Origin of the sequence: Clostridium fessum, assembly GCF_027698965.1 — a bacterium.
In the GTDB taxonomy this organism is placed as follows: Bacteria; Bacillota; Clostridia; order Lachnospirales; family Lachnospiraceae; genus Otoolea; species Otoolea fessa.
In genome coordinates this window covers 1,116-23,240 of record NZ_JAQEQF010000007.1, presented here as the reverse complement: position 1 = coordinate 23,240, position 22,125 = coordinate 1,116, and the positions used below count along the sequence as shown (strand labels likewise).

The 22,125-nt window shown below is 51.9% G+C and carries 23 protein-coding genes, 5 tRNA genes and 1 rRNA gene (1 of these 29 cut by a window edge); 1 reads left to right on the top strand and 28 read right to left on the bottom strand.

Features of this window, described 5'->3' with window-relative positions; translation table 11 throughout:
• Window positions 1-2: 2 nt before the first annotated feature.
• The 8 genes from PG862_RS09880 to PG862_RS09845 all read right to left on the bottom strand — a co-directional run bounded on the left by PG862_RS09880 (window position 3) and on the right by PG862_RS09845 (window position 6,365).
• On the bottom strand, window positions 3-683 hold the full coding sequence (locus tag PG862_RS09880) for a stage III sporulation protein AG (RefSeq protein ID WP_270707258.1): 681 nt from the start codon (window positions 681-683) through the stop codon (window positions 3-5).
• A complete protein-coding gene (locus PG862_RS09875; RefSeq protein WP_270707257.1) occupies window positions 658-1,329 on the bottom strand; it encodes a stage III sporulation protein AF in 672 nt (223 codons plus the stop codon). The genes PG862_RS09880 and PG862_RS09875 overlap by 26 nt, the downstream gene beginning before the upstream one ends.
• Before the next feature lie 3 nt (window positions 1,330-1,332).
• On the bottom strand, window positions 1,333-2,541 hold the full coding sequence (locus PG862_RS09870) for a stage III sporulation protein AE (RefSeq protein ID WP_270707256.1): 1,209 nt from the start codon (window positions 2,539-2,541) through the stop codon (window positions 1,333-1,335).
• Window positions 2,542-2,589: 48 nt separating this feature from the next.
• Complete coding sequence (locus tag PG862_RS09865) at window positions 2,590-2,976, bottom strand: SpoIIIAC/SpoIIIAD family protein (RefSeq protein ID WP_107001319.1); 387 nt, start codon at window positions 2,974-2,976, stop codon at window positions 2,590-2,592.
• A 172-nt stretch (window positions 2,977-3,148) separates the two neighbouring features.
• Window positions 3,149-3,343, bottom strand: a complete 195-nt coding sequence (gene spoIIIAC, locus PG862_RS09860) for a stage III sporulation protein AC (RefSeq protein WP_022359269.1) — start codon at window positions 3,341-3,343, stop codon at window positions 3,149-3,151.
• A gap of 13 nt (window positions 3,344-3,356) precedes the next feature.
• Window positions 3,357-3,878, bottom strand: coding sequence for a stage III sporulation protein AB (locus tag PG862_RS09855; protein WP_270707255.1), 522 nt, complete (start codon window positions 3,876-3,878; stop codon window positions 3,357-3,359).
• Window positions 3,869-4,924 (bottom strand): stage III sporulation protein AA, encoded by a 1,056-nt coding sequence (locus PG862_RS09850; protein WP_118638344.1) that lies wholly within the window; start codon window positions 4,922-4,924, stop codon window positions 3,869-3,871. Before PG862_RS09850 ends, PG862_RS09855 begins: the two co-directional genes overlap by 10 nt.
• 55 nt (window positions 4,925-4,979) lie before the next feature.
• The gene (locus PG862_RS09845) at window positions 4,980-6,365 is read right to left on the bottom strand and encodes an MATE family efflux transporter (RefSeq protein WP_118743236.1); all 1,386 of its coding nucleotides are present in this window, start codon (window positions 6,363-6,365) and stop codon (window positions 4,980-4,982) included.
• A gap of 138 nt (window positions 6,366-6,503) precedes the next feature.
• Between PG862_RS09845 and PG862_RS09840 the strand changes: the two genes are divergently transcribed.
• Window positions 6,504-6,725, top strand: coding sequence for a hypothetical protein (locus PG862_RS09840; RefSeq protein WP_107001315.1), 222 nt, complete (start codon window positions 6,504-6,506; stop codon window positions 6,723-6,725).
• 27 nt (window positions 6,726-6,752) lie between these two features.
• Here the strand turns inward: PG862_RS09840 and rlmH are convergent, their stop codons facing one another.
• From rlmH to PG862_RS09740, 20 genes are all read right to left on the bottom strand, one after another.
• The gene (rlmH, locus tag PG862_RS09835; RefSeq protein ID WP_118482581.1) at window positions 6,753-7,232 is read right to left on the bottom strand and encodes a 23S rRNA (pseudouridine(1915)-N(3))-methyltransferase RlmH; all 480 of its coding nucleotides are present in this window, start codon (window positions 7,230-7,232) and stop codon (window positions 6,753-6,755) included.
• On the bottom strand, window positions 7,229-8,257 hold the full coding sequence (locus PG862_RS09830) for an alpha/beta hydrolase (RefSeq protein WP_107001314.1): 1,029 nt from the start codon (window positions 8,255-8,257) through the stop codon (window positions 7,229-7,231). The genes rlmH and PG862_RS09830 overlap by 4 nt, the downstream gene beginning before the upstream one ends.
• A gap of 83 nt (window positions 8,258-8,340) precedes the next feature.
• Window positions 8,341-10,317, bottom strand: a complete 1,977-nt coding sequence (locus tag PG862_RS09825; protein WP_270707252.1) for a DUF6320 domain-containing protein — start codon at window positions 10,315-10,317, stop codon at window positions 8,341-8,343.
• A gap of 91 nt (window positions 10,318-10,408) precedes the next feature.
• Window positions 10,409-11,110 carry a response regulator transcription factor gene (locus PG862_RS09820; protein ID WP_022359279.1) on the bottom strand — a complete coding sequence of 234 codons (702 nt, stop codon included), beginning with the start codon at window positions 11,108-11,110 and terminating at the stop codon, window positions 10,409-10,411.
• Between the two features lie 31 nt (window positions 11,111-11,141).
• The gene (locus PG862_RS09815) at window positions 11,142-11,921 is read right to left on the bottom strand and encodes a helix-hairpin-helix domain-containing protein (protein ID WP_117796870.1); all 780 of its coding nucleotides are present in this window, start codon (window positions 11,919-11,921) and stop codon (window positions 11,142-11,144) included.
• 85 nt (window positions 11,922-12,006) lie between these two features.
• Window positions 12,007-12,438, bottom strand: coding sequence for a DMT family transporter (locus tag PG862_RS09810; protein WP_022359281.1), 432 nt, complete (start codon window positions 12,436-12,438; stop codon window positions 12,007-12,009).
• Between the two features lie 109 nt (window positions 12,439-12,547).
• Window positions 12,548-13,321: an SIMPL domain-containing protein gene (locus PG862_RS09805; RefSeq protein WP_243022837.1), complete on the bottom strand. Its 774-nt coding sequence runs from the start codon at window positions 13,319-13,321 to the stop codon at window positions 12,548-12,550.
• A gap of 154 nt (window positions 13,322-13,475) precedes the next feature.
• The gene (locus PG862_RS09800; RefSeq protein WP_118638348.1) at window positions 13,476-14,330 is read right to left on the bottom strand and encodes a bifunctional 5,10-methylenetetrahydrofolate dehydrogenase/5,10-methenyltetrahydrofolate cyclohydrolase; all 855 of its coding nucleotides are present in this window, start codon (window positions 14,328-14,330) and stop codon (window positions 13,476-13,478) included.
• A gap of 72 nt (window positions 14,331-14,402) precedes the next feature.
• Window positions 14,403-14,735 (bottom strand): AzlD domain-containing protein, encoded by a 333-nt coding sequence (locus PG862_RS09795; RefSeq protein ID WP_118638358.1) that lies wholly within the window; start codon window positions 14,733-14,735, stop codon window positions 14,403-14,405.
• A 41-nt stretch (window positions 14,736-14,776) separates the two neighbouring features.
• The gene (locus tag PG862_RS09790) at window positions 14,777-15,523 is read right to left on the bottom strand and encodes an AzlC family ABC transporter permease (RefSeq protein WP_117796867.1); all 747 of its coding nucleotides are present in this window, start codon (window positions 15,521-15,523) and stop codon (window positions 14,777-14,779) included.
• Window positions 15,524-15,557: 34 nt separating this feature from the next.
• Window positions 15,558-15,866, bottom strand: a complete 309-nt coding sequence (locus PG862_RS09785) for a hypothetical protein (RefSeq protein ID WP_107001309.1) — start codon at window positions 15,864-15,866, stop codon at window positions 15,558-15,560.
• A 5-nt stretch (window positions 15,867-15,871) separates the two neighbouring features.
• A complete protein-coding gene (gene recJ / locus PG862_RS09780) occupies window positions 15,872-17,584 on the bottom strand; it encodes a single-stranded-DNA-specific exonuclease RecJ (RefSeq protein ID WP_118638349.1) in 1,713 nt (570 codons plus the stop codon).
• A 203-nt stretch (window positions 17,585-17,787) separates the two neighbouring features.
• Window positions 17,788-18,375, bottom strand: coding sequence for a M48 family metallopeptidase (locus tag PG862_RS09775; RefSeq protein WP_118293952.1), 588 nt, complete (start codon window positions 18,373-18,375; stop codon window positions 17,788-17,790).
• Window positions 18,329-18,754: a hypothetical protein gene (locus PG862_RS09770; RefSeq protein ID WP_022358685.1), complete on the bottom strand. Its 426-nt coding sequence runs from the start codon at window positions 18,752-18,754 to the stop codon at window positions 18,329-18,331. The genes PG862_RS09775 and PG862_RS09770 overlap by 47 nt, the downstream gene beginning before the upstream one ends.
• A gap of 620 nt (window positions 18,755-19,374) precedes the next feature.
• Window positions 19,375-19,448 (bottom strand) — tRNA-Arg (locus PG862_RS09765).
• Between the two features lie 156 nt (window positions 19,449-19,604).
• A tRNA-Val gene (locus PG862_RS09760) sits at window positions 19,605-19,677 on the bottom strand.
• Window positions 19,678-19,738: 61 nt separating this feature from the next.
• Window positions 19,739-19,812, bottom strand: a tRNA-Asp gene (locus PG862_RS09755).
• Window positions 19,813-19,850: 38 nt separating this feature from the next.
• A tRNA-Ile gene (locus PG862_RS09750) sits at window positions 19,851-19,924 on the bottom strand.
• Window positions 19,925-19,946: 22 nt separating this feature from the next.
• Window positions 19,947-20,019: transfer RNA gene (locus PG862_RS09745), tRNA-Asn, on the bottom strand.
• Between the two features lie 502 nt (window positions 20,020-20,521).
• Window positions 20,522-22,125 (bottom strand): 23S ribosomal RNA (locus PG862_RS09740) (its annotated part continues 1,115 nt past the right edge of the window); the annotation flags it as partial.

The window sequence follows — 22,125 nt, the reverse complement described above, 5'->3', positions numbered from 1 at the left end:
CTTTATTCCACCCGCTTTAATACTTTTATTTTATGTGCCGGCAGTCCGAATAATGCCTGCATCGCTTCCGAAATTTCCTTCTGTACCGACGCATTTCCTCCTCCCTGTGCGCTGATCACGATACCGGAAATCTCCGGTGCCAGCTCTTTTTCAACTACCGGTTCCCCGCTGCCTGAACTTCCCGCCAGCACGGTGCTCTCCCGCAGCGATTCATCCGCCTGCTGCCGCGTACCACCCGAAGAATCCGTCTCCGAGGTGGACGCCCGGCTTCTCTCCTTATCCACCCGCAGCACCTTTTCCGAAGAAGAAAACAGAGTCAGCATCACATCCACCTCACCCACGCCGTCCACCTTCTTTAAAACGTCCCGGATCCGCTGCTCCAGGCGAAGCTCGTAGAGGCGGTTCGTGTCCTGCCTGGATGCAGTGCCTGGCAAACCTGTTTCGACATCCGAACCACTCTCTTCTGAACTTCCATTTTTGTCCTGCCCTGCTCTATGCCCAGAGTTTGTTTCTGTTCCACTCTCCGCCCATCTTTCCCCTGACCGCAAGACTCCCGTCTCACTCGTCTTCTTCCCAAACGGCGCATATAAGATCAGAATTGCCAGCCCAAGCACCAGCAAAATCAGCCATTTTTCATTTCGTTTGACCCATTCCTTGTCAAGGTTCCATCCTGACTTCCACATGATCCGCCTCCACCTGATAAAACGATGCCAGCCGCTGCTGAAGCTCCCAAATCTTTTCCCCATTCATCCATGAAACTGCCTGCGCGGCGGCGGGTTCTCCCTGCTTCTGCTCCTGTTCAAGTGAAATTTCAATCGGGGGAATTTTTTCTATTTCAATCATCGAACTCTGATTCTCCTCCAGTTCCGCCGCTTCCATCCCCGCTTCCATCCCCGCCTCACTTCCCGCCACATACACCGTCACACTCCGCACCGAGGCAAATTGCTCCGACTCCGGATCTTTTTCCAGCTCTACGTCCGCCTTTTCCACGGAAAATCCCGCTTCCGCTGCCACCCGCACTGCCTCCTTGGACGCTTCCGCCTCATACTGGCTCAAAACCATATTTCTACGCCGCACCTCTATCTCATCCATCTCACTTTTCAGCTCGCCCGCTTCATTTTCAAACGAAAGAGATGTAAACAGATAATTCAGCCGCTCCTCCAGACGCAGCCCGTCCGTCAGCGGCTTCAGCACAATCAGAAGCAGGATACAGCCCGCAAACAGGCGGATATATTTTTCATACTTATGTGCGGGCAAAAGCCCGGTCAGAACGGTCAGAAACACTAGATAACTGACGATATTCCCCGCCCAGTGAGTAATTGCTTCCATCTTCTACCCCGCAAAATAAGCCGCGTTCGTGCTCGCACACACCACCGCGATCGAAAGCGCAAATAACACCACCGCCGAACCAGCTACTGCCAGCAAAAAATAAAATCCTTTCGCCACTGCGCCGACTGCCTCCACCACCCGGCTGTCACTGACCGGCTGCAAAAGCGCCGCGCTTCCCTGGCACCCCAGATAGAGGATTAAAAGTTTCAAAAGCGGCAGAAGCGACACCGCCGCCAGCACAAGCACTCCCCCGATGCCCACCGTATTCCGGATCAGGACGCTGCTTCCAAGAAGTACCTGCGACACTGCCGCCGCGCCCTGTCCGATTCCCGGTATCAGGCTGACCGCCCGCCGCAGCGCCGTCTGGCGCACCGAATCTGTATACGGCGCAATCATTCCCTGCAGCACATGAAAGCCCAGCACCACTCCCAAAAGCGCCTTGCTGCCCCAGCGCATCCCCTGTTCCAGCAATTCCAACGCTTTTGAAAACAAATCCTTCGAGCTTAAATGTCCCGCCAGCGACAGCAGGACATACAACTGGGTGCATGGCAGAAACAACTGTAAAAACACCCATTCCGCCACATTGACAGAAGCAAGTGTCCATGCATATCCGGCTGCTGCCGAGGTACTTCCCCCGGAAAAGGAGACAGCCAGAAAAAAAGCAGGAACCAGCACCCGGACAAATTCAAAGAGCTGCTCCAACAGTGTCCGCGTGATCCGCACCCCATTCAAAAAACTGGCGGCAAGCAGTGTAAAAATCAGAAGATACGTGACATAAAAGCCCATCTCCGATACCTGACTGTCGGCAAAGAGACCCGAAAAGCTGGCGAACACCGCCCCTAAAATTCCCAGAAGGATGACCTGCCCCATCCATCTGCCATTTTCTGAAATTTCCCGAAATAGGGCTGTCCGGCAGAAATCCATCAGCATCCGAACCACACTCTGATAATTGCCAGAGAGAAGCATCGAAAGGATTTCCCGGAATGAAAACCCCGGGACTGCCGAACCTCCCGCTTCCCTTAAAAATGCTTCGATTCTGCTTAAATCCAGTGAGTTCAGAAGAGAATCCATGTTCTCTCCAGAAACACTGAAATCCGAATCTTCAGATATCTTTTCACCATTTGCCGCCGACACCGTTAAATGATTTCCTGCCATCAAATATACACTCAAGAATATAACGCTCACTGCCCGCACAACCATCTTTGTTCCCACCGTCACCTGCTCTCACCATCTCTCCGCTTTTCTGCACTTACCACTTCCCTACGCCAAAAACTGCTTCACCGTCTCCAACAATGCCAGCAGAATCGGCATACTGACCGCCAGAATGGACAGCTTCGCAAATATCTCAATCTGTGTTCCCAGCGAACCGTACCCGGCATCCTTGCAAATCCCGGAGGCAAATTCGGCAATATAAGTAATTCCCGCCATTTTCAAAAGCGCCGACAAATACACTGGACTGATCCCGATGCAGGATTCCATCGTCCGAAGTGTTTTCAGAATCACTTCCAGCTTTCCCGCCGCATAGAAAAAGAGACACAGCCCCGCCGCCATCACAATGTACGTCCCATACTCGCTGCCTTTTCCCTTGAGCTGGACTGCCAGAAGAACTGCCGTGATCCCAAGAACCGATACGGTTAAAATTGACATTTTTTACCGTCCTTCCCTGCAATGTACTCTCGGAGTCTTTCCTGCACCCGCTTTTGCGGCTGATTTTTCGCCAGCTGCACCCGAATTTCATCAACGTATGCCTCAGAAATTTGGGCTCAACTGACAAAAAATCATCTCACAAAATCAAGCACAGAAGGATTCCGAGAGTACATTACAACGCAAACAATTCCTTCATCGTCTCAAACAACTGATAAATATACGGCACCATCCAGAACAGTACCAAAAGAAGACCCGCAAGACTTGTGAGAAATGCCTGTTCCTCCCGCCCGCTGTGTTTGAGGATCTGGCAGAGGACGGAAACCAGGATACCAACTGCCGCAATCCGAAATATTAGATTAACTCCCATTTTCTTCCCCCACTTACATCAACACCACTGCCAGAAACAGCCCGCCTAGTATCCCAAGTCCCCAGCACAGCCGTTTCTTCTCCGGCTCTTCCCGCCGCAGCTGCTCAATCGCCCGTTCCAATTCTTCCAGATACAGTGCCAGCGTCTTTTGCTGCATTTCCAGATCGAGATACCCGATGCTGTTTCCAAACCGGCACATCAGCTCCCATTCCTCTGTTCCTAACATCGGACGAATCCCCTGCTCTTCCAGAACCGCTTCCCAGATACTCCCAAACGGAGACTCTGGATTCGCTTCCAGCCGCTCTCCTGCCACCAAAAATAGTTTTCCCGCTTTTCCATCCCCGCGTGCCCCCGCCCGGCACAGTGCCAGAGGAAGAACTGCCTGTGTATACCCAATCTCTCCCTGCAGTCCCGCGGCAATCCGTTTTACTTCCTCCAAAAAACGCCTCCGGCCAATCAGGCGCAATGCCTCACCCCCGCCAATCCCCGCACACGATACACATACAAGGCAGATTCCAAGCAATTTTATCCACATATGAGCTCCTCGCCAGCTGCATCATATACCGCCTCCACCGTTCCCGGTCCGCGTCTATTTCCCAGCACCACATACCGCTCAAACCGTTTTTCTTGCAAAAAAGAGGACAAGCCCGGTTTTTCCCGGATGTCCTCCATCGAATTTCCATGTACGGTTGCCAGAATCCTGCAGCCACAGTTCATCACATAGCGAAGCGCCTCCAAATCATTCTCACCGCCGATCTCGTCCACCGCGACCACCTCCGGTGCCATCGAGCGGATCAGCATCATCATTCCCTCCGCCTTGGGGCAGGCATCCAGCACATCTGTCCGGCAGCCAACATCGTTTTGCGGGATTCCCTGATAACAGGCGGCAATCTCCGAACGCTCATCCACCACCCCGACCGTCTGCGCCCTCACTTTTCCACCATGCTGCTTCCTCATCTCCACCATTTTTCCAGCTTTATTTTCATGTCCTGCACCTGCCTTAGGCCGTTCAAAGCTCCCCCTCAAAGCAGAGCCCCTATCCTTTCCCTCTTCTCCATCCGACACCATCCGGATCAGATCCCGCAGAAGTGTTGTTTTTCCGCATCTCGGCGGCGCAATCAGAAGCGTATTCCGGATACTTCCCGTCCCTGGATCCGTCAAAATCGACCGTATTTTTGCTGCACATCCTATCATCTGATGCGAAAAACGGACATTTAAAAAGGTTATCGGATGAATCGCCTTTATATGTCCGTTTTCCAGTATCGTCCTTCCAGCCACGCCAATCCGGTGTCCGCCCTGCACGGTCAGAAACCCCTGCCGGATTTCCTCCCCGTAAGCATAGAGAGAAGAACGAGCCGCGCATTGCAGCGTTTCATCCACATCCTCCCGGCTGACCCGGAATCCACTTCCGGCTGTGTACTCTTTATTTTTATATATGTAATACAGCGGCGCGCTAACTCGAAGCCGTACCTCTTCCATTCCATCCGCCTCAAGCGGAAGCGCCAGAAGCTGCTCCCGGATATTCCGGGAGAAAAAATGAAACAGCGCCCTCACATCCTGCTTTGATTGTTCCTCCTTCATCAGCCCGTCCTCCTTACCTCAATATATGAAGGACTGGCTAAAATATACCATCCGCCTATGCATGCACGGACGCACTTTCCATCCGCCGCAGCCGTCTCACCTCCACGCCTGCCATCGCAAGCGCCACCACGCCCGCCACAAAGTCCGCGATCGGTCCGGCATACATGATGCCGTCAATGCCGATAAACAGCGGCAGAATCACAATCAGCGGCAGTAAAAAGAGAATCTGGCGCGTCAGGGACAGGAAAATACCCTTTTTCGGTTTTCCAATCGCCGTAAACAGGTTTGACGCAATCGGCTGCACACAGTTTAAGAACGTGAAAAACAGGTAAATCCGGAAATATTTTTCCGCAAACTGGAAATACATCTCCGATCCTTCCCCGAACAGCCCGATGATCGGACGCGGAATCAACTGGAAACACGCAAAGGACACCGCCGACACCGCAAATCCCCACCTGAGCGCCAACCCATACACCTGCCGCACGCGCGCATAATTTTTCGCGCCATAATTGAAACTTGCGATCGGCTGCATGCCCTGCGAAAGACCGATGACGATCGAAAAAAACACCTGATTGACCTTCGTGATAATGCCGGCACACGCCAGCGGAATCGATTCCCCATAGTCCGAATGCGCACCGTAGTAGGTCAAGGATTTATTTAACACGATCTGCACCACCAGCATCGCAAGCTGGTTGAAAAATGCCGCTGCCCCCAATGAGGTAATCATGCTTACATATGTTCTCTGGGGTCGAAGATGCGCCGCTGTCAGCCGTCCGTTTTTGTAACGGCGCAGATACCGGATAATCAGGATTCCTGAAAAAATCTGTCCAATGATCGTCGCCAGCGCAGCACCCGCCATTCCCATATGAAATCCAAAAATAAACAGCGGATCGAGCACTGTATTGATCAGCGCCCCGGATAAATTGTAAAGCATCGCATTAAGCGGGCTTCCGTCCGCCCTCACCAGATGCCCGCCGCCGTTGGTCAGAATCAGAAATGGAAATCCCAGAGCCGTGATACCCGTATACGTTTTGGCATACGCCAGCACATTGTCCGGCGAACCGAAAAAGCGCAGCATCGGCGTCAGGCAAAAAAGCGCCACAGTCCCCAGAATCACACCGCTTCCAAACAGAAGCGTCGCCGCATTTCCAATATAAAATAACGCCTTTTCCCGATCGCCGCCTCCCAGCGTCAGGTTAAAGGACGCCGCACCGCCGATTCCAAACAGAAGCGCCAGCGCCACACAGGAGATCGTCAACGGAAACGCCACGTTCGTCGCTGCATTCCCCAGCTCTCCCACGCTTCTTCCGATAAAAAACTGATCGACGATATTATAAAGGGCGCCTACCAGCATCGCGATAATACTTGGCACCGCAAACTGCCGCAAAAGCCCGCCGATCGGCTCCGTGCCTAGTATATTTTTCTTCTGTACCTGTTCCATGAATCTTGATTCTCCTGTCTACGTTACTGCGAACAATTATCAGTCTACCTCTCGTTACTGATAATTTTTCCTCTTTACATGCCTTCCCCGCGCATGATACACTACCATCAGTTATTAAAACGGAAAGGACTTAATCACATGAATCTTTCATCCTTACTGCAATTTCGGGACGAGTGGGCGCGTTTCAAAGCCCGCCACCCTAAATTTTCCCCTTTTCTGAAAGCCGCCTACACCCGCGCGCTGCGCGAGGACAGCGTCATTTCCCTAAAAGTGACCGCCCCGGACGGAACCGAGGTGGCATCTAACTTAAAGGTCAAAAAAGAGGATCTCGAACTGCTCTCGCGCATTATGAATAGCTGATTTTTAATCATCCATCATGCATTATGTCTACTTATGATACGGTTCTCCTTTTATAATCCGGAAACTCCGGTAAATCTGTTCCAGCAAAATCACGCGCATCAGCTGGTGTGGAAAGGTCAGGCGCGAAAAGCTGATCTTCGTGTCCGCACGGTTTAACACCGCCTGCGACAACCCCAGCGAACCTCCGATGATAAACTGCAGATGGCTCTCACCTCGCACGCCCAGGTCTTCCATCCATGCCGCCATCTCCTCCGAGGAACGCTGCTTTCCATCGATCGCAAGTGCAATCACATACGCGTCCTCCTTGATATGCGCCAGAATCCGCTCGCCTTCCTTGTCGCGGATCTGCGCTTCCTGCAGCTCACTCGCCTTATCCGGCGTTTTTTCATCCGCCACCTGCATGATCTCCAGACGGCAGTAACGCCCCAGCCGCTTGCTGTACTCCGCGATCGCCGCCTCCAGATATTTTTCCTTAATTTTTCCTACTGTCACTAACGTAATCTTCACTTTTTAAGCTCCCGTTTTAAAAATGCCAACAGATTCAGCCGCGCCCGGTCTTCCGTCTCTTTGCGTCTCGTTTTTACCTTTTTCACGACCGTTCCCTCCGGCTCCCGATGAATCCGGTAGATGATCCGCAGATATTCCGCGACCTCTTCCCATGCCTCGCGGCTCTCCGGAATCAGGTCGAGTCCCATCTGAAATACATGGAACATCCCGTCATAGACCGAGCAGCGCACCTTGACGCCCTCGGCGCGCGCCTTTTTCGCTGCCGCCCTCGTATCATCTAAAAGCACCTCATACGCGCCCACCTGCATCAGCATCGGCGGAAATCCTTCAAAATCTCCAAACAGCGGCGACAGATACGGATTTTTCGGATTGGCATTCCCGATGTAGCTGCACTGGTACAACATATTTTCCTTCGAATTACCAAACAGTGGATCGATCGTATAATTTTCCTCATACGATGCCCCGCTCAGACTTACATCCGTCCACGGCGACATCGTGATAATACCCGCAGGAAGCGGCAGCCCGTGATCTTTCGCATACAGACAGAGCGCCAGCGCCAGGCCGCCGCCCGCCGAATCCCCAGCTACCACGATCTGGGACGGCTGGTATTTCTTCTCTTCCAGAAGCCATCGGTACGCGTACACCGCATCCTCCAGCGCCGCCGGATACGGATGCTCCGGCGCCACCCGGTAGTCCGGCGTCAGAACATCCGCGCCGAAGCTGATCTGCGAATACTTAACCGCAAACCGCCGGTAAATATTTTTCATCGGACCGATATACCCGCCGCCGTGCAGCTGCAAAATGACGCGCCCCGTCACCGCCTGCTTCGGCTTCAAATATTCCATCACAAACTGTTCTGTTTTTACCAGCTCATAAATATATTCCGCCGGACATCTCCACGCCGGTTCGACCGGATTTTTCCGGAATTCGCCGGTCTGGATCGGCTTCTTTAACGATGTCTCCATCACGTCACTCATCATATCACGCGTCAGATTGCCTATCATGCTGACTGTTTTCCGACTCATGCTTCTTCCCTTTCTTTCATCCAAATTTTCAATCTTCGTATTTTTATAGATCGTTCCTTTACTGTGACCGATTTTCCTGCCATTTACACATGAAACCGCCTCTTCAATTCCCGCTTCACACTCCGGTCGCCCAGAATCACCGTCGCCGCCAGCGCTGCCACCGACACACCTGCTGCCAGCACCGTCAGACGCGGATGATGCGTCCACCCGATTTTCCAGAAAATCAACGGCACAAAGCTCAGAAATGTAATTGTGATCTGATACATAAAATAGCTCTGCCAGTTCATCCGGTTGACTAACATCATCAGAAGAACCGCCGCCACCTCAAACAGTGCGACGCATGGGATCGCGTAGTCCACCGACCACCCCCGAAGCCCTGTAAGCGCGTCAATCAGAAGCAAAATTGCCTGAATTCCCAGGGACTGCCGCACCAGCGTTCCTGCCAGGCTCGCATGCCGCATGACCGAAAACCGCAGCGTCATCGCCACATATGCCGCCGCGCCCGCCGTCAGAAGCGACCATTTAAACGGAATCCGATGATAAGTCGCCAGATTCGTAAGCCCCGCCAGAAGCGATACGAGCACCAATGACACATAAAATCCCCGCACCGCACGGCGCACGCGCTCTCGATCCTGGGCAATCACTGGATAACGTCCTTTATCATGCTTCGTATCCGTGATTCCATTGCTCTCTCGCTCTACCCGGATGCCCTTTTCCTCCAAAAAGTGAAAGAAAAACTCCGGAAGCCGGTTCTCTGCCATCGCGCTCGTAAACGACAGGCATAATTTCCCGTCATACGCCACCGCCCCGCATTTCATTCGCTGCTTCGGCGATGCGCCGACAAGAAGCTGAAAGCCCTCGATCGAATCTTTCAGTTCCTCCCGAACCTGCGCCGGTCCGATGTTGGAAAATGTCATCGTGTGGGCGCGGCTGGTGTGCAGAAAAATCAACTGCATCGCCAGATGTTTGACAAATAGCGGGATCGCCCGCACATACCATTTTTTCTCATTCGACACATTGTAGGAGATCGTCTCCTCCAGCCGCTCCTTCACGATCTGCTCATCCATCTGGCGGCTCACAGACGCAATCACTTCTTCCAATGCCTCCGGCGCCTTTCCCGCCGCCCACGAAATATTCACGACAGCAAAGAAGTTTGCCAGCGTCTCCGACTCAAAAAAACTCCGTAGGTTCACCGGAAGATTGAGCGCCACCGGACGTTTCAGCGTTTTCCCATCCGTCTCCGTCTGGATGATCGCCCAGAGAAGCACCGCCGCCAGATATTTGGTGATGCTGACCCCCACCTTCCTGCATTCCGTCTTCAGTTCCGACACCTCAATCGTCCCCTGCAGCACTGCCATCTGATCAAATGGGAGAAATTCCCCCTGAATCGCAATCGCCGGTCTGCTGTTATAATGCCGATGCGGCAGTTTCCGGTAATGTCGCAGATAATCGTCCTCCCGGAGCGGCGAAAACTCCCGCTCCTGCACCACAACCGGCAATTTTTTCACCAGTTCCAGATAATGTTCTGTAAGCCGTGAAGCAAACCGCAGCGCCCCCAGTCCGTCCGTCAGCCCGTGAAACACTTCAAAATTGATCCTGCATCCATAGTAGCTCACACGGAATGGGAACCGCGCCCCCCGGTGCGGATCAATGAAACGGCACGGTGCACTCTGTTCTTCTTCCACGCCCGGATTCCGGTTGTTCGTCTCAAAATAATACCAGAAAAATCCCTTCCGCAGCTTCACCCGGAAATTTTCAAACTCCGGAAGTGTCCGCACAAGCGCCCTTTGCAAAAGCTCCGGATCTACTTTTTCTTTCAGAACCGCCGAAATCCGGAATACACTGCTTAAATCCTCGCCCGACACCGCCGCAAAGAGCTTCGCCGTGTTATCCAGCCGCCTCCACGCGGCGCCCTGGATGCGAAGACGCTTTTTCTTTGGTTTCTTCTCTCGTTTCTTCTCCACTTTTTCTGAAACTATCTGTCCCGGCTCTTCCTGCTTCCCTGCAATTTCATCCTTCTGATCCTGTTTTTGGTTTTCCTCGTTCATTCTCTGCCCCATCTGCCTTTGTCACCTAAAGAAAAAGAGCTGCTGCCGGGATACACACTCCCCTGCAGCGCCCCTTTCATCCTCTTCTGAGTTCTTTTCTACATTACCGAATCCGGAAGTAGTACCCCACGCCCCATTTCGTATGTACATATTTCGGATCACTCGGACTCGGCTCGATCTTCTCGCGCAGCCGCCGCACATGAACGTCTACGGTGCGGACATCGCCGCCCGCCGCCGCCCGGTTGCCCCAGACAAAGCGCAGCAGCTCCTCGCGGCTGTAAACCTTGCCCGGATTGCACACCAGGAGCTCCAGAAGGTCAAATTCCTTCGCGGTCAGATTGATCTCGCGGGAAGCGATAAAGACCCGGCGGCTGTCCGAATCCAGCGTCAGATCGCCCGCCTCGATGACTTTCTTTGTCTGCTGCGGCTCCTGTCTCGATTTCTTGGAATTGCGGCGCAGGATCGCCTTGATGCGCGCCTTTACTTCCAAAATGTTAAATGGCTTCGTGATATAATCATCGGCGCCGTATTCCAGCCCCAGAATCTTATCCATATCGTCGCCTTTTGCGGTCAGCATAATGATCGGCATCTCGGAGAACTCCCGGATTGCCTGGCAGACTTCAAATCCGTTCAGCTTCGGCAGCATCACGTCCAGAAGAACCATATCATACTCCGTCTCCTTCGCCATCTGAAGCGCTTCCTCCCCGTCATAGGCGCAGGCAACTTCAAATCCATCCTGTTCCAGACTGAAACGGATTCCTTTTACTATTAATTTTTCATCATCTACCACTAATACCTTCGCCATTCTCCACCTCAACCACTATGCTTCTATCTCTCTATACTGTAATCTTATCTTTTATCTTCTGAAATGCCGCGTTCTTGATGCCAGGCACCTTCATAATATCCTCAATCGTCCGGAAACCGCCCCTCTGCTCCCGGTAAGAAAGAATCGCTTCCGCCCGCGCCGCGCCGATACCGTTTAAAGTCATCAACTCTTCTTTGGAAGCTGTGTTTAAATTAATCAATGCTGCACTGCTTCCAGATTTCTGCGAAGCTGACTCGCTGCCATTCCCAGCAGCGCCTCCGGCTCCCAGAAGCCCGGAGACATCCTTCCCTGTTTCCTGATATTTCCGAATCTCTTCCCGGCTCGGAATCCGAAGCTGCTGTCCATCCTCGATCGCCTGCGCCAGATTTACAGATTCCTGCGCCGCCTCCGACGTCATCCCGCCCGCCTTTTCAACCGCCTCATACATACGGCTGCCCGCCGGAAGCTCATAGACGCCCGGTGCGGCTACCTCGCCGCAGACGTGGATATATAGGATTCTCGGTTCCGGCGTTTGGGGATTTTCTTTTGATTGCTCCTCAGGCGCAGCGTTCTCTGCTGCTTCATTATCCCCATCCACTGCCCCACCGTTTGACCGTTTTGCTGGACGTTCGGAGCTTTCCTGCGAATCATCCACTTCTTTTGAAAAACTGTTCTGCGTCTCCAGCACCACCGTCCGCTTCTCTCGCCGGCTCTGCACACCAAAACACAAAACAGCCGCCAAAAATACCACGCCGACTGCCCCTGTTCGCATCCATCGTTTCCGATTTACTGTTTGATTTGTCTGTTTCATCTTCTGCACCCCTCTTTTTCCGAGGCGCGTTTTGTCCGTAATTCTATTCTAACCAAAACCCCCTTTAAACACAAGCAGAAAATTTTTATTCCCATCTGAAAATCACAATCCCCGCAATCGCAACCGCCGCCCCGATCGCCTTGCGCCACTCAAATCCCGCTTTCTCCACACCGAACCAGCCAAACACCTCAATCAGGTACGCCACCAGGATCTGCGCCACGACGATCAGAAGCGCTGATTTTGCCGGTCCCAGCGCGTCAAAGCTCTTGATGACCGTGTACGTGATAAATGCCCCGATCACGCCGCCGGTCAGCATATACCGCGGTTCGATCTGCCAAAGCTCCGATACCGCGCCGCGCCCCGTAAAAAGCCACATCAGCAGGCAAACCACAAACGCACTTATCTGCACCCAGCCAGCCGATACCCACATGCTGGTCTGCTTCATCACGGCAGAATTAAACACGCCCTGTATACTCATGAGTGCGCCGGAAACCAGCGCGGTTATCATTCCCCACATAAAAAATAAACCTCCGCATTCTGTTCTACATTCTCATGAAACAGCAGCCGTTTCCGACCATTCATTTCACACTGTTAGTATCCCAGATATGCGAAGGTTTATACAATTTTTACTGAATCGAAAAGGTAGCCGAAACCTCTGCCTCAACATCCACCTGACCCGGCATCAGGTTTCTGCCTGCACCCGCATCTTCCATCGCCATTTCCTTCATCGCCATGCCGCTGCTGTAAGAAGTGTCATAATAGCGCGCCTGCTGCCCGCTGCTGTACTCCTGCACATTCGTCATCGTTCCCAGCTTGCAGCCGCCTGCCTCCGCCATCGCTTCGGCTTTCACGCGCGCCGACTCAATGGCTTTTTTGAGCGCTTCCTGATAAATCTCATCAAAATTGCTGCACTGGTACTGGACCGAATCGATCGAATTGATACCCGCATTGACCGAATCGCTGATGATCGCCCCTGCATCCTCAATCGCAACGTCCGATACAACCACCTCCGTCGTCATCTCATAACCAGTGATCTTCTTGCCATTGTCCCAGTCATAGATCGGATTCAGCCCCAGACCGCTCGTCTGCACCGAGGTATCTGCAATTCCCTTTTCCTTCAAAAGCGCCAGAACCGCATCCAAATCCGTCTGATTCTCCGACTGGCAGGTGCTCGCATCCGCCGCCTGTGAATAGACACTGTAGGTAATTTCCGCAATATCCGGCTCCGCCTTGATTTTCTCCTGGCTCGTCACCGTGATCCCCGTATTTTCCGCCGACTGCACCGTCACCGATGCCGGTGCGGACGTACAACCTGCCAGACCTGCCGCCGACGTCATTGTCATCGTGCCTGCTGCCAGCAGAACTGCCATCCTGTTTCGCATCATCCCCATTTTTCTCATAAAAAATTCCTCCCGTTTTTCTGCTTCATCCGTGAGTTCCACCCCACAATGGGTTCGGACCTTCCGGAACAACTGCTGGTACACTGTCATTCTTACTATAGTTATACCTGAAAACGAGAGGAAATGTATTGCTTTTCTCTTAACTTTCTTTCGCTTATTTATTACTATTTTTTTCCTGTTTCATCCATGCCGCGCGCACCAGATGCTGTGCCAGAACCGCCGTCGTCACGCCGCCGACACCGCCCGGAACCGGGGTTGCCGCCGAAGCAGTTCCTTCCAGATCGGCAAAATCCACATCGCCGCAGAGTTTTCCATTTTCATCTACATTGATCCCAACGTCAATGACAACCGCATCCTTTTTTACATAGGTGTGGTTGATCATCGCTGCTTTTCCCACGCAGGCAGTCAGAATATCCGCCTCCCGGCATACCTCCGGCAAGCTGGCAGTTCTCGAGTGGCAGATGGTCACGGTCGCATTTTCATGCAGAAGCAGCATCGAAAGCGGGCGTCCCACAACCATGCTTCTTCCTACGACTGCCACCCGTTTGCCAGAAAGCGCGATATCGTTCATTTTCAGCATGCATACCACTGCCTCCGCCGTACACGGCGCAAAACCGCTCGTATCGCCGCTGAACACCTTTGCGATATTGACTGGGGAAATACCGTCCAAATCCTTCGCCGGATCGATCATTTTTTCAATATCCTGCTCGTTGATCTGTTTTGGAAGCGGGCGCAGCATTAAAATACCGTCCACCGACGCATCCGCATTGATTGCCGCAAACTCCCTCTTAAATGCCTCGTCCGAGATATCTCCCGGAAATACCTTCGATTCCACCTCAAGCCCGAACGATGTCAGCTTCTTCGTCGCGCCTTTTTCATAGGAAATATCATCCGGATTCTCGCCCACCCGGATAATCGTCAGTTTCGGCACCCATGTCAGGGTTTCCAGCCCTTTTTCCACCTGCTCTTTCAGCTTTGCCGAAACAGCGGCTCCCTTCATTGTAATCATCTTGTCTGCACCTTTCGTTTTTATTTATGATGAATTTCCCGCGCTTTCGCGCATATTCATTTTAAATTTTTCTTAAAATGAAAGCGACGCCAAAAGACCGCCTCCGCCTGCCATCTCAAGCAGGTAAACCGTCACAATCGCCGCGATCGCCACTACCACCAGGCTCTTTCCCTTATATCCCAAAATCACCGCTACGATCGTTCCTCCGACCGCCGAATAGAGATGTCCTGTGGAGGTAAATACATCCGGAAATGTCAGTGCTCCCAGCACTGCATACGGCGTATAATCTAAGAAAGATCGGATAAACTTCGAACGGATCTGTTTCCGGAAAATCGTAACCGGAAGAACACGTGGAATATATGTAACCAGTGCCATCAAAAGGACACAGGTCAGCACGTATTTCATATCGAGTGTTCCGGCTGCTCCTGCTGCCTCTGCTGTATTCATCATTCTGCCCCCTCTTTCTGACTCTCGTCCTGACCGGCTTCTTTACCGTCCGGATCATGCGGGAATTTCCATGCACCGAACGCCGATGCCGCGATCGTAACCAGAATCACCCGGAAACCGGAGGAAATACCGGCAAAAACCGGAACATATTTTAAAATGCACACCATCACAACTGCCAGAATGATGACGCAGCACACCGACCGCGATTTGCGTGCCGCCGGCAGAATCAGTGCAATAAACATCGCGTACAGGGCAATTCCCATCGCATTCTGCAGCGCCTGCGGCAGAACCGCCGAGATCGCGCCTCCCAGCCAGGTTCCAAGATTCCACCCCAGAATCGGCATCGTGATAAGTCCCAGCATATACGACGCTTTCAAAATGCCCGGATGCAGGGAACTGACGACAAACGTCTCATCCGTGATGCCGAATGCCAGTGCCAGGCGCGCCCCGGTTCCCGTCTTTTCATCGAGCTTCTGGGACAGGGACAGTGACATCAGCATATAGCGCAGGTTGATGACAAACGTCGTCAATGCCACCTCAAAGTACCCAGCCCCCGCCAGAATCAGGTTTGTCCCTGCGAACTGTCCGGCGCTCGTTAAGTTCGTCAGCGATATAAAAACTGCTACCCAGACCGGCAGACCGCCCGACACCGCCAGGAAGCCAAACGTAAAGGAGACCGGCAGATACCCCAGTCCAATGGGGATACCGCTCTTTAGCCCCTCATAAAATGTCTTTTTCCAACTCATTCTACTTTTTCACTCTTTCTGTTCACGCAACCGTCTATTTTTCAGGCTTCACATACCGCGCATGCTGCCCGTTCAGCCACTCTACCCCGCTCACAATTCCTTCTTCCGAAAATGGAAATTCCTCGCGGGTCTTCTCCTCTTCCGGCGTTGCGTCGTATCCATATGGTTCCGGCCACGATGTCACAGTCAGGACTGTCTCCTCGACCGTCTCGCCATCTGCGCCGTCTTCTTTCGGTACTTCGCGCTTTGTCATCTCCATCCGGTAGCGCATCCCGGTATCACTTCCGGTAAATTTTTCTTTTTTCAGGAAATTGACCGGCATCACATCTTTTCTCGTTATCATGCCATTTACCCCCGGAATTTATAACGGCGAATCACCGCCTGCAGCGTTTTTCTTCCATTGTACTCATTGATGTCCGGATAATACACGACGTCGATCTCCCGCCGTCCGGCGCGCTCTTCCTCAAACGCCGTTCCGTCACCGAAATATAGCGCCTCGATCGCGTGTCCGTCTGTCTCTTCCAACGTCATTTTTACGACATTCCGGTTGCGCCCCAGCACGCGGCTCGCCCGGATGCGAAGTGATTTCTCTGCAAACAGCGGCTTTTCGTTGCCCTGTCCAAACGGTTCGAGACAGGAAAGCTCCCTCACAAGGCGTTCTGTCACATATCCCACCGGCATCGGCACATCGATCCAGACTTTCGCTTTAAAATCTTCCTCCGTCAGCCCCGCATTTTCATTCAGTCTGCGCCGGAACTCGTCAATATTCTTCTCTTCCAGCGAAAGCCCGGCTGCCAGCGGATGCCCGCCAAATTTGAGCAGCAGATCGCTGACCTCTGTCAGCTTTTTAAACATATGGTACTCGTCAATGGAACGTCCCGAGCCTTTGACCGCCTCCTCGCCGCGCGTCAGCACGATCGCCGGCTTCTGATAATATTCCCTCAGGCGCCCTGCAATAATGCCCGCCAGCGATTCATGGCATTCCGGCAGAAAGACCACCAGCACCTTGTCCTTCTGGTACCAGCTCTCTACCTGCAGCTTCGCCGCCTCAGTCCCCTGCTCGGTCATATCCTTGCGGGTATCATTTAATTCCTTAAGTTTCTCTGCCAGGCGTTCTGCCTCTTCCTCACTCTGCGCCCGCAGAAGCGCCAGCGCTTCCTTTGCCGTTTTTAATCGTCCGCCCGCATTCAGGCACGGTCCAATGACAAATCCGATATGGTATGCTGTGATTGCCCCCAGATCAAGATTATTTTTCTCCGCCAGTCTGCGAAGCCCTAGATTTTTGGTCTGCGCCATCTTTTTAAGACCGTATTTTACCAGAATCCGGTTCTCATCCTGCAGCTTCATCACATCACCGACCGTCGCAATCGCGGCAAATTCAAGCAAATCCAGCCATTCCATCTGCGGCACGCCCCGGCGGGCATATAAAACCTGCACCAGCTTGTACGCCACCACTGCGCCGCAGATCTCCGGAAATGGGTACGGACAGTCTGCCTGTTTCGGATCGATCACCGCATCCGCCGGGGGAATCTTCTCTTTTTCCCCATCTAAGGGCACCTCATGATGATCCGTGATGACAACCGTCATGCCATATTTCTTCGCCAGCTCCACCTGATGGAACGCGGAAATACCATTGTCACAAGTCAGAATCACCTCCACGCCGTCCGCGTGCGCCTGTTCGATGATCGATTCATTGATTCCGTAGCCATCCTTGATGCGATCCGGTATCTCAAAATCTACATCACTGCCCAGCCGTTCAAATGCCTGCAATAATATGTACGTCGAACAGACGCCGTCAATATCATAATCACCGACGATCCGTATCTTCTTTCCAGTATCCACAGCCTCGCACAGGATGGAAACGGCACGCTCCATATCTTTTAACAGCATCGGATCATACAGATCATCCAGCGTGCCATTTAAATAGCGGTCGATCGCCGCCTCTCCTTCGATCCCACGGTTCCGGATAATACGCGCCGTAACCGGATCGATCCGAAACCGCGCCCCGATCTGCTTAAAATCTGCTTTCTTGGTCTGAAGCATCCAGACTTCTTCTGCCATTTTGTTCCTCCTATTATCTAGATGTACTCTCGGAGTCTTTTTTGCACTTGCTTTTGTGACTGATTTTCCGCCAGCCGCACCCGAATTTCAGAGGCGGACGCAACGCCAACGCCTCAGAAATTTGGGCACAACTGACAAAAAATCATCTCTCAAAATCAAGCACAGAAAGATTCCGAGAGTACATCTATGTCTGTGCTTCTTTTCTATATCACATACTCCCTAAGCCGCCTGCGCCGTTCCCGCCAGTCCGGCAGTATATTCTCCACATGCGTCCAGAAACGCGCGGAATGGTTCATTTCCAGCCGGTGTGCCAGCTCATGGACAATCACATAATTCATCAGATCCTCCGGCAAAAGTGCCAATCGCCAGTTAAAATTTAGGTTTCCAGCTGCGCTGCAGCTTCCCCAACGCGTTTTCTGGTTCCGGATTGTGATTTTTCCATAGGTTACGCCCATGCACGCCGCATATAAAGCAACCCGGTGCATGAGCACCGGGCGCAGCTTTTCTGTGAAATTTCGGATTTCTTCCGCTCCATATGTTTTCCGGTTCCTCTGGCGTTCCACCGCTTCTTTATAATGGACTTCTATCCAGTCGCGGTGCTCCTCGGCAAACCGCATCGCAGCCTGCACCGAAGCCCTCCTCGGAATCCGGAGTACCAGGCGTCCTTCCGCCGTGATCTGGATGGCGATCGTCTTCCGGGAAGACCGAACCACCTCACATGGAATCAATCCTTCTTCCGGCTCATCAGATAACGGAGAATGCCATGGGTTTTGTATCCTCAAGTATTGCATACAATTTCCCGTCTCTTTCATCGATTGTGCGCGCCGCATCTTCCAGTGCGCGTTCCAGACGTTTTTCCAGTTCTTTCTTCTCATCATCCGCCGCTTCATCCCGGATTACTTCCAGGCAGTAATCATCTGCCAGGCGGGCAGCCAGCATCTGTACCAGACCATCCAATGTCTTCTCCGGTGTCTCCAGAATTTTCTTAAACTCCGGATCCTCCGGCTGTTCTTCTGTATCCATCTCATACGGATCCCGCTCGTTCATCTCAATCACATTCATCCATTCCGGTTTTTCATCGGCATTGGTAAAATTCATCTGACCGACCAGGCAGTCGTAAATCTCTGCCTCGCTCGATATCTGCTTCATATCTAACTGAACTAACTGCATCTCTTCTCCTTTCCGCTGTGTCAGAATCCGTGATGCATCTCCCAGCTTCTTCCCAGCCTTTCTATTTTATTCTGCCCACTTAAAACCTACGCGTTCAGCAGCGCCACCGCTGCAAAAAACGGCACCAGCCATTTCGCGACAGAACCAATTTTTATCAGATATTCTGTTTTCATAATTCCTCCACGCGGTCTTTCATAGAAACCGCAAAGCTACCTGCCTTGATAGGGACAGCCCTATTATTATATCGGTCATGCGGTAAAAAGTCAATTCCGGGCTGTCGTAAACGGAATAAAGAATGTGCTCAGGGTTACGGTTCGCACACGTGTGCCCATCAACGGGATTTTGCCGATACTGCACATTCCAAATCGACAAAATCTGCTGCCAGAACTGTATCGTACGGAATTTTCAGTTCAGAAAATTCCTACCTGTGAACAGTTGCTGCCTTGACACATTCTCGCGCCGAGCGCGTCGCTTGCGACAACCTGCATCTTCGCGCAAGTGCACATCATTGGCACGTTAGTGCATTTTTGTGTAATAGGAAATTCCTTGGAATTCCCTATTATACAAAAAAAGCACCCTCAAAAGGATGCTTTTTGCTCTCTGACAACCAGAGAAATCGACGTGCGTGAGAAGATTCGAACTCCCGACACCTTGGTCCGTAGCCAAGTGCTCTATCCAGCTGAGCTACACACACATACTTTTTATTCTTAACGAACAAGTCATATTATACAACTCATTCTGAAGAATGTCAACTGTTTTTTAGATTTTTTTGAATTTCTTTTATTGTTGATTCATTTCAAATTATATCGATATATCAACCAGAAATTCTTCTTACTTTCCAACAATGAAATGGGGCCTACAGGGCTCGAACCTGTGACCCTCTGCTTGTAAGGCAGATGCTCTCCCAGCTGAGCTAAGACCCCATTACGATACTCTGTCCCTCAATCCGCTTACGCGAACCAATTTATAACAGTCGTATCAAAACGACCCGGATGGGGTTCGAACCCACGACCTCCGCCGTGACAGGGCGGCGCTCTAACCAGCTGAGCCACCGGGCCAAATATTAAATTATTTATTTACCTCATATTGGGTAGAGTGGACCTTCGGGGACTCGAACCCGGGACCGACCGGTTATGAGCCGGTTGCTCTAACCAACTGAGCTAAAGGTCCATAAAGTATATGGATCAAAAAACTCCCCGAGTAGGACTCGAACCTACGACAGCGCGGTTAACAGCCGCGTGCTCTACCGACTGAGCTATCGAGGAATATTGCTTTCCAACAACGTAGATAAGTATAACCGATTATATTTTAAATGTCAACTACTTTTTCAAAAAAATCGAAAAATCTATTCTTTTCATCGGATGTTACCGTTTTCTCGCTGCATGAGCAGCATGACGCATCCTTAAATTTCTGGTTCAGAACTCATATAATCTTGGCAAAAATAGAAAGAGATAGTCTTTCTGACGACGCAGAAACAGCACAGCACTCAAAAAGAGATGTGCAAAACACCAGATACCTCCGCGGCTATAAAAAGCAGAAAACAATGAGTTTTCTGTCAACGCATACGTGCGCATCATTGGCACGTTAGTGCCTTTTTGTGTAATAGGGACTTCCAAGGAATTTCCTATTACACAAAAAACCGTCATACATTTCTGTACAACGGTCTTCTTTATATATCTTCAAAACTGCACACTGAATTTCTTCTACTCTCTATCTTTCATCCTTTTAGGAAATAACTTCCTCTTACCTATCCTTAACCATAACCTTTTGGTTAAGCCCTCGACCGATTAGTAACAGTCAGCTTCACGTATTACTACGCTTCCACCTCTGCCCTATCTACCTCGTCGTCTTCAAGGGGTCTTACTACTTGCGTATGGGATATCTCATCTTGAGGGGGGCTTCACGCTTAGATGCCTTCAGCGTTTATCCCGTCCCGGCTTGGCTACTCTGCCATGAGCTTGATAGCTCAACAGATACACCAGAGGCCAGTCCACCCCGGTCCTCTCGTACTAAGGGCAGCTCCTCTCAAATATCCTACGCCCGCGCCGGATAGGGACCGAACTGTCTCACGACGTTCTGAACCCAGCTCGCGTACCGCTTTAATGGGCGAACAGCCCAACCCTTGGGACCTACTTCAGCCCCAGGATGCGATGAGCCGACATCGAGGTGCCAAACCACTCCGTCGATGTGAACTCTTGGGAGTGATAAGCCTGTTATCCCCAGGGTAGCTTTTATCCGTTGAGCGATGGCAATCCCACTTTCTACCACCGGATCACTAAGTCCTACTTTCGTACCTGCTCGACCCGTCGGTCTCGCAGTCAAGCTCCCTTCTGCCTTTGCACTCTTTGAATGGTTTCCAACCATTCTGAGGGAACCTTTGAGCGCCTCCGATACCCTTTCGGAGGCGACCGCCCCAGTCAAACTCCCCACCTGACATTGTCCCACCTCCGGGTCACGGAGGTTGGTTAGAAATCCAGTACCACAAGGGTGGTATCCCAACAGCGACTCCGACAAGACTGGCGTCCTGTCATCAAAGTCTCCCACCTATCCTGTACATGCAGTACCGAATCCCAGTATCAAGCTAGAGTAAAGCTCCATGGGGTCTTTCCGTCCTGGCGCAGGTAACCAGCATCTTCACTGGTATTTCAATTTCACCGGGTGCATTGTCGAGACAGCGCTCAAATCATTACGCCTTTCGTGCGGGTCGGAACTTACCCGACAAGGAATTTCGCTACCTTAGGACCGTTATAGTTACGGCCGCCGTTTACTGGGGCTTAGATTCAAAGCTTCGATTGCTCTAACCTCTCCTCGTAACCTTCCAGCACCGGGCAGGCGTCAGCCCATATACCTCACCTTTCGGTTTCGCATAGACCTGTGTTTTTGCTAAACAGTTGCTTGAGCCTATTCTCTGCGGCCACATCTCTGTGGCACCCTTTATCCCGAAGTTACAGGGTCATTTTGCCGAGTTCCTTAACAATGCTTCTCCCGCCGGCCTTAGGATTCTCTCCTCATCCACCTGTGTCGGTTTACGGTACGGGTACATATCACACAATAGCGGCTTTTCTCGACAGCTCGAATCCCGGACTTCGCTACTTTTGTTCGCTCCGCATCACGTCTTCAGCTTACTAAGCGGATTTGCCAACTTAGCACCTACCTCGCTTGCCCTGGTATCTTCATTCCCAGGTTCCGGTATCTCTCTGTGTCCCCACAGTTCTGATGATATGCAGTACAGGAATTTCAACCTGTTATCCATCGACTACGTCTTTCGACCTCGCCTTAGGCCCCGACTTACCCAGAGCAGATCAGCTTTACTCTGGAAACCTTAGATATTCGGCCTGGAGGATTCCCACCTCCATCTCGCTACTCATTCC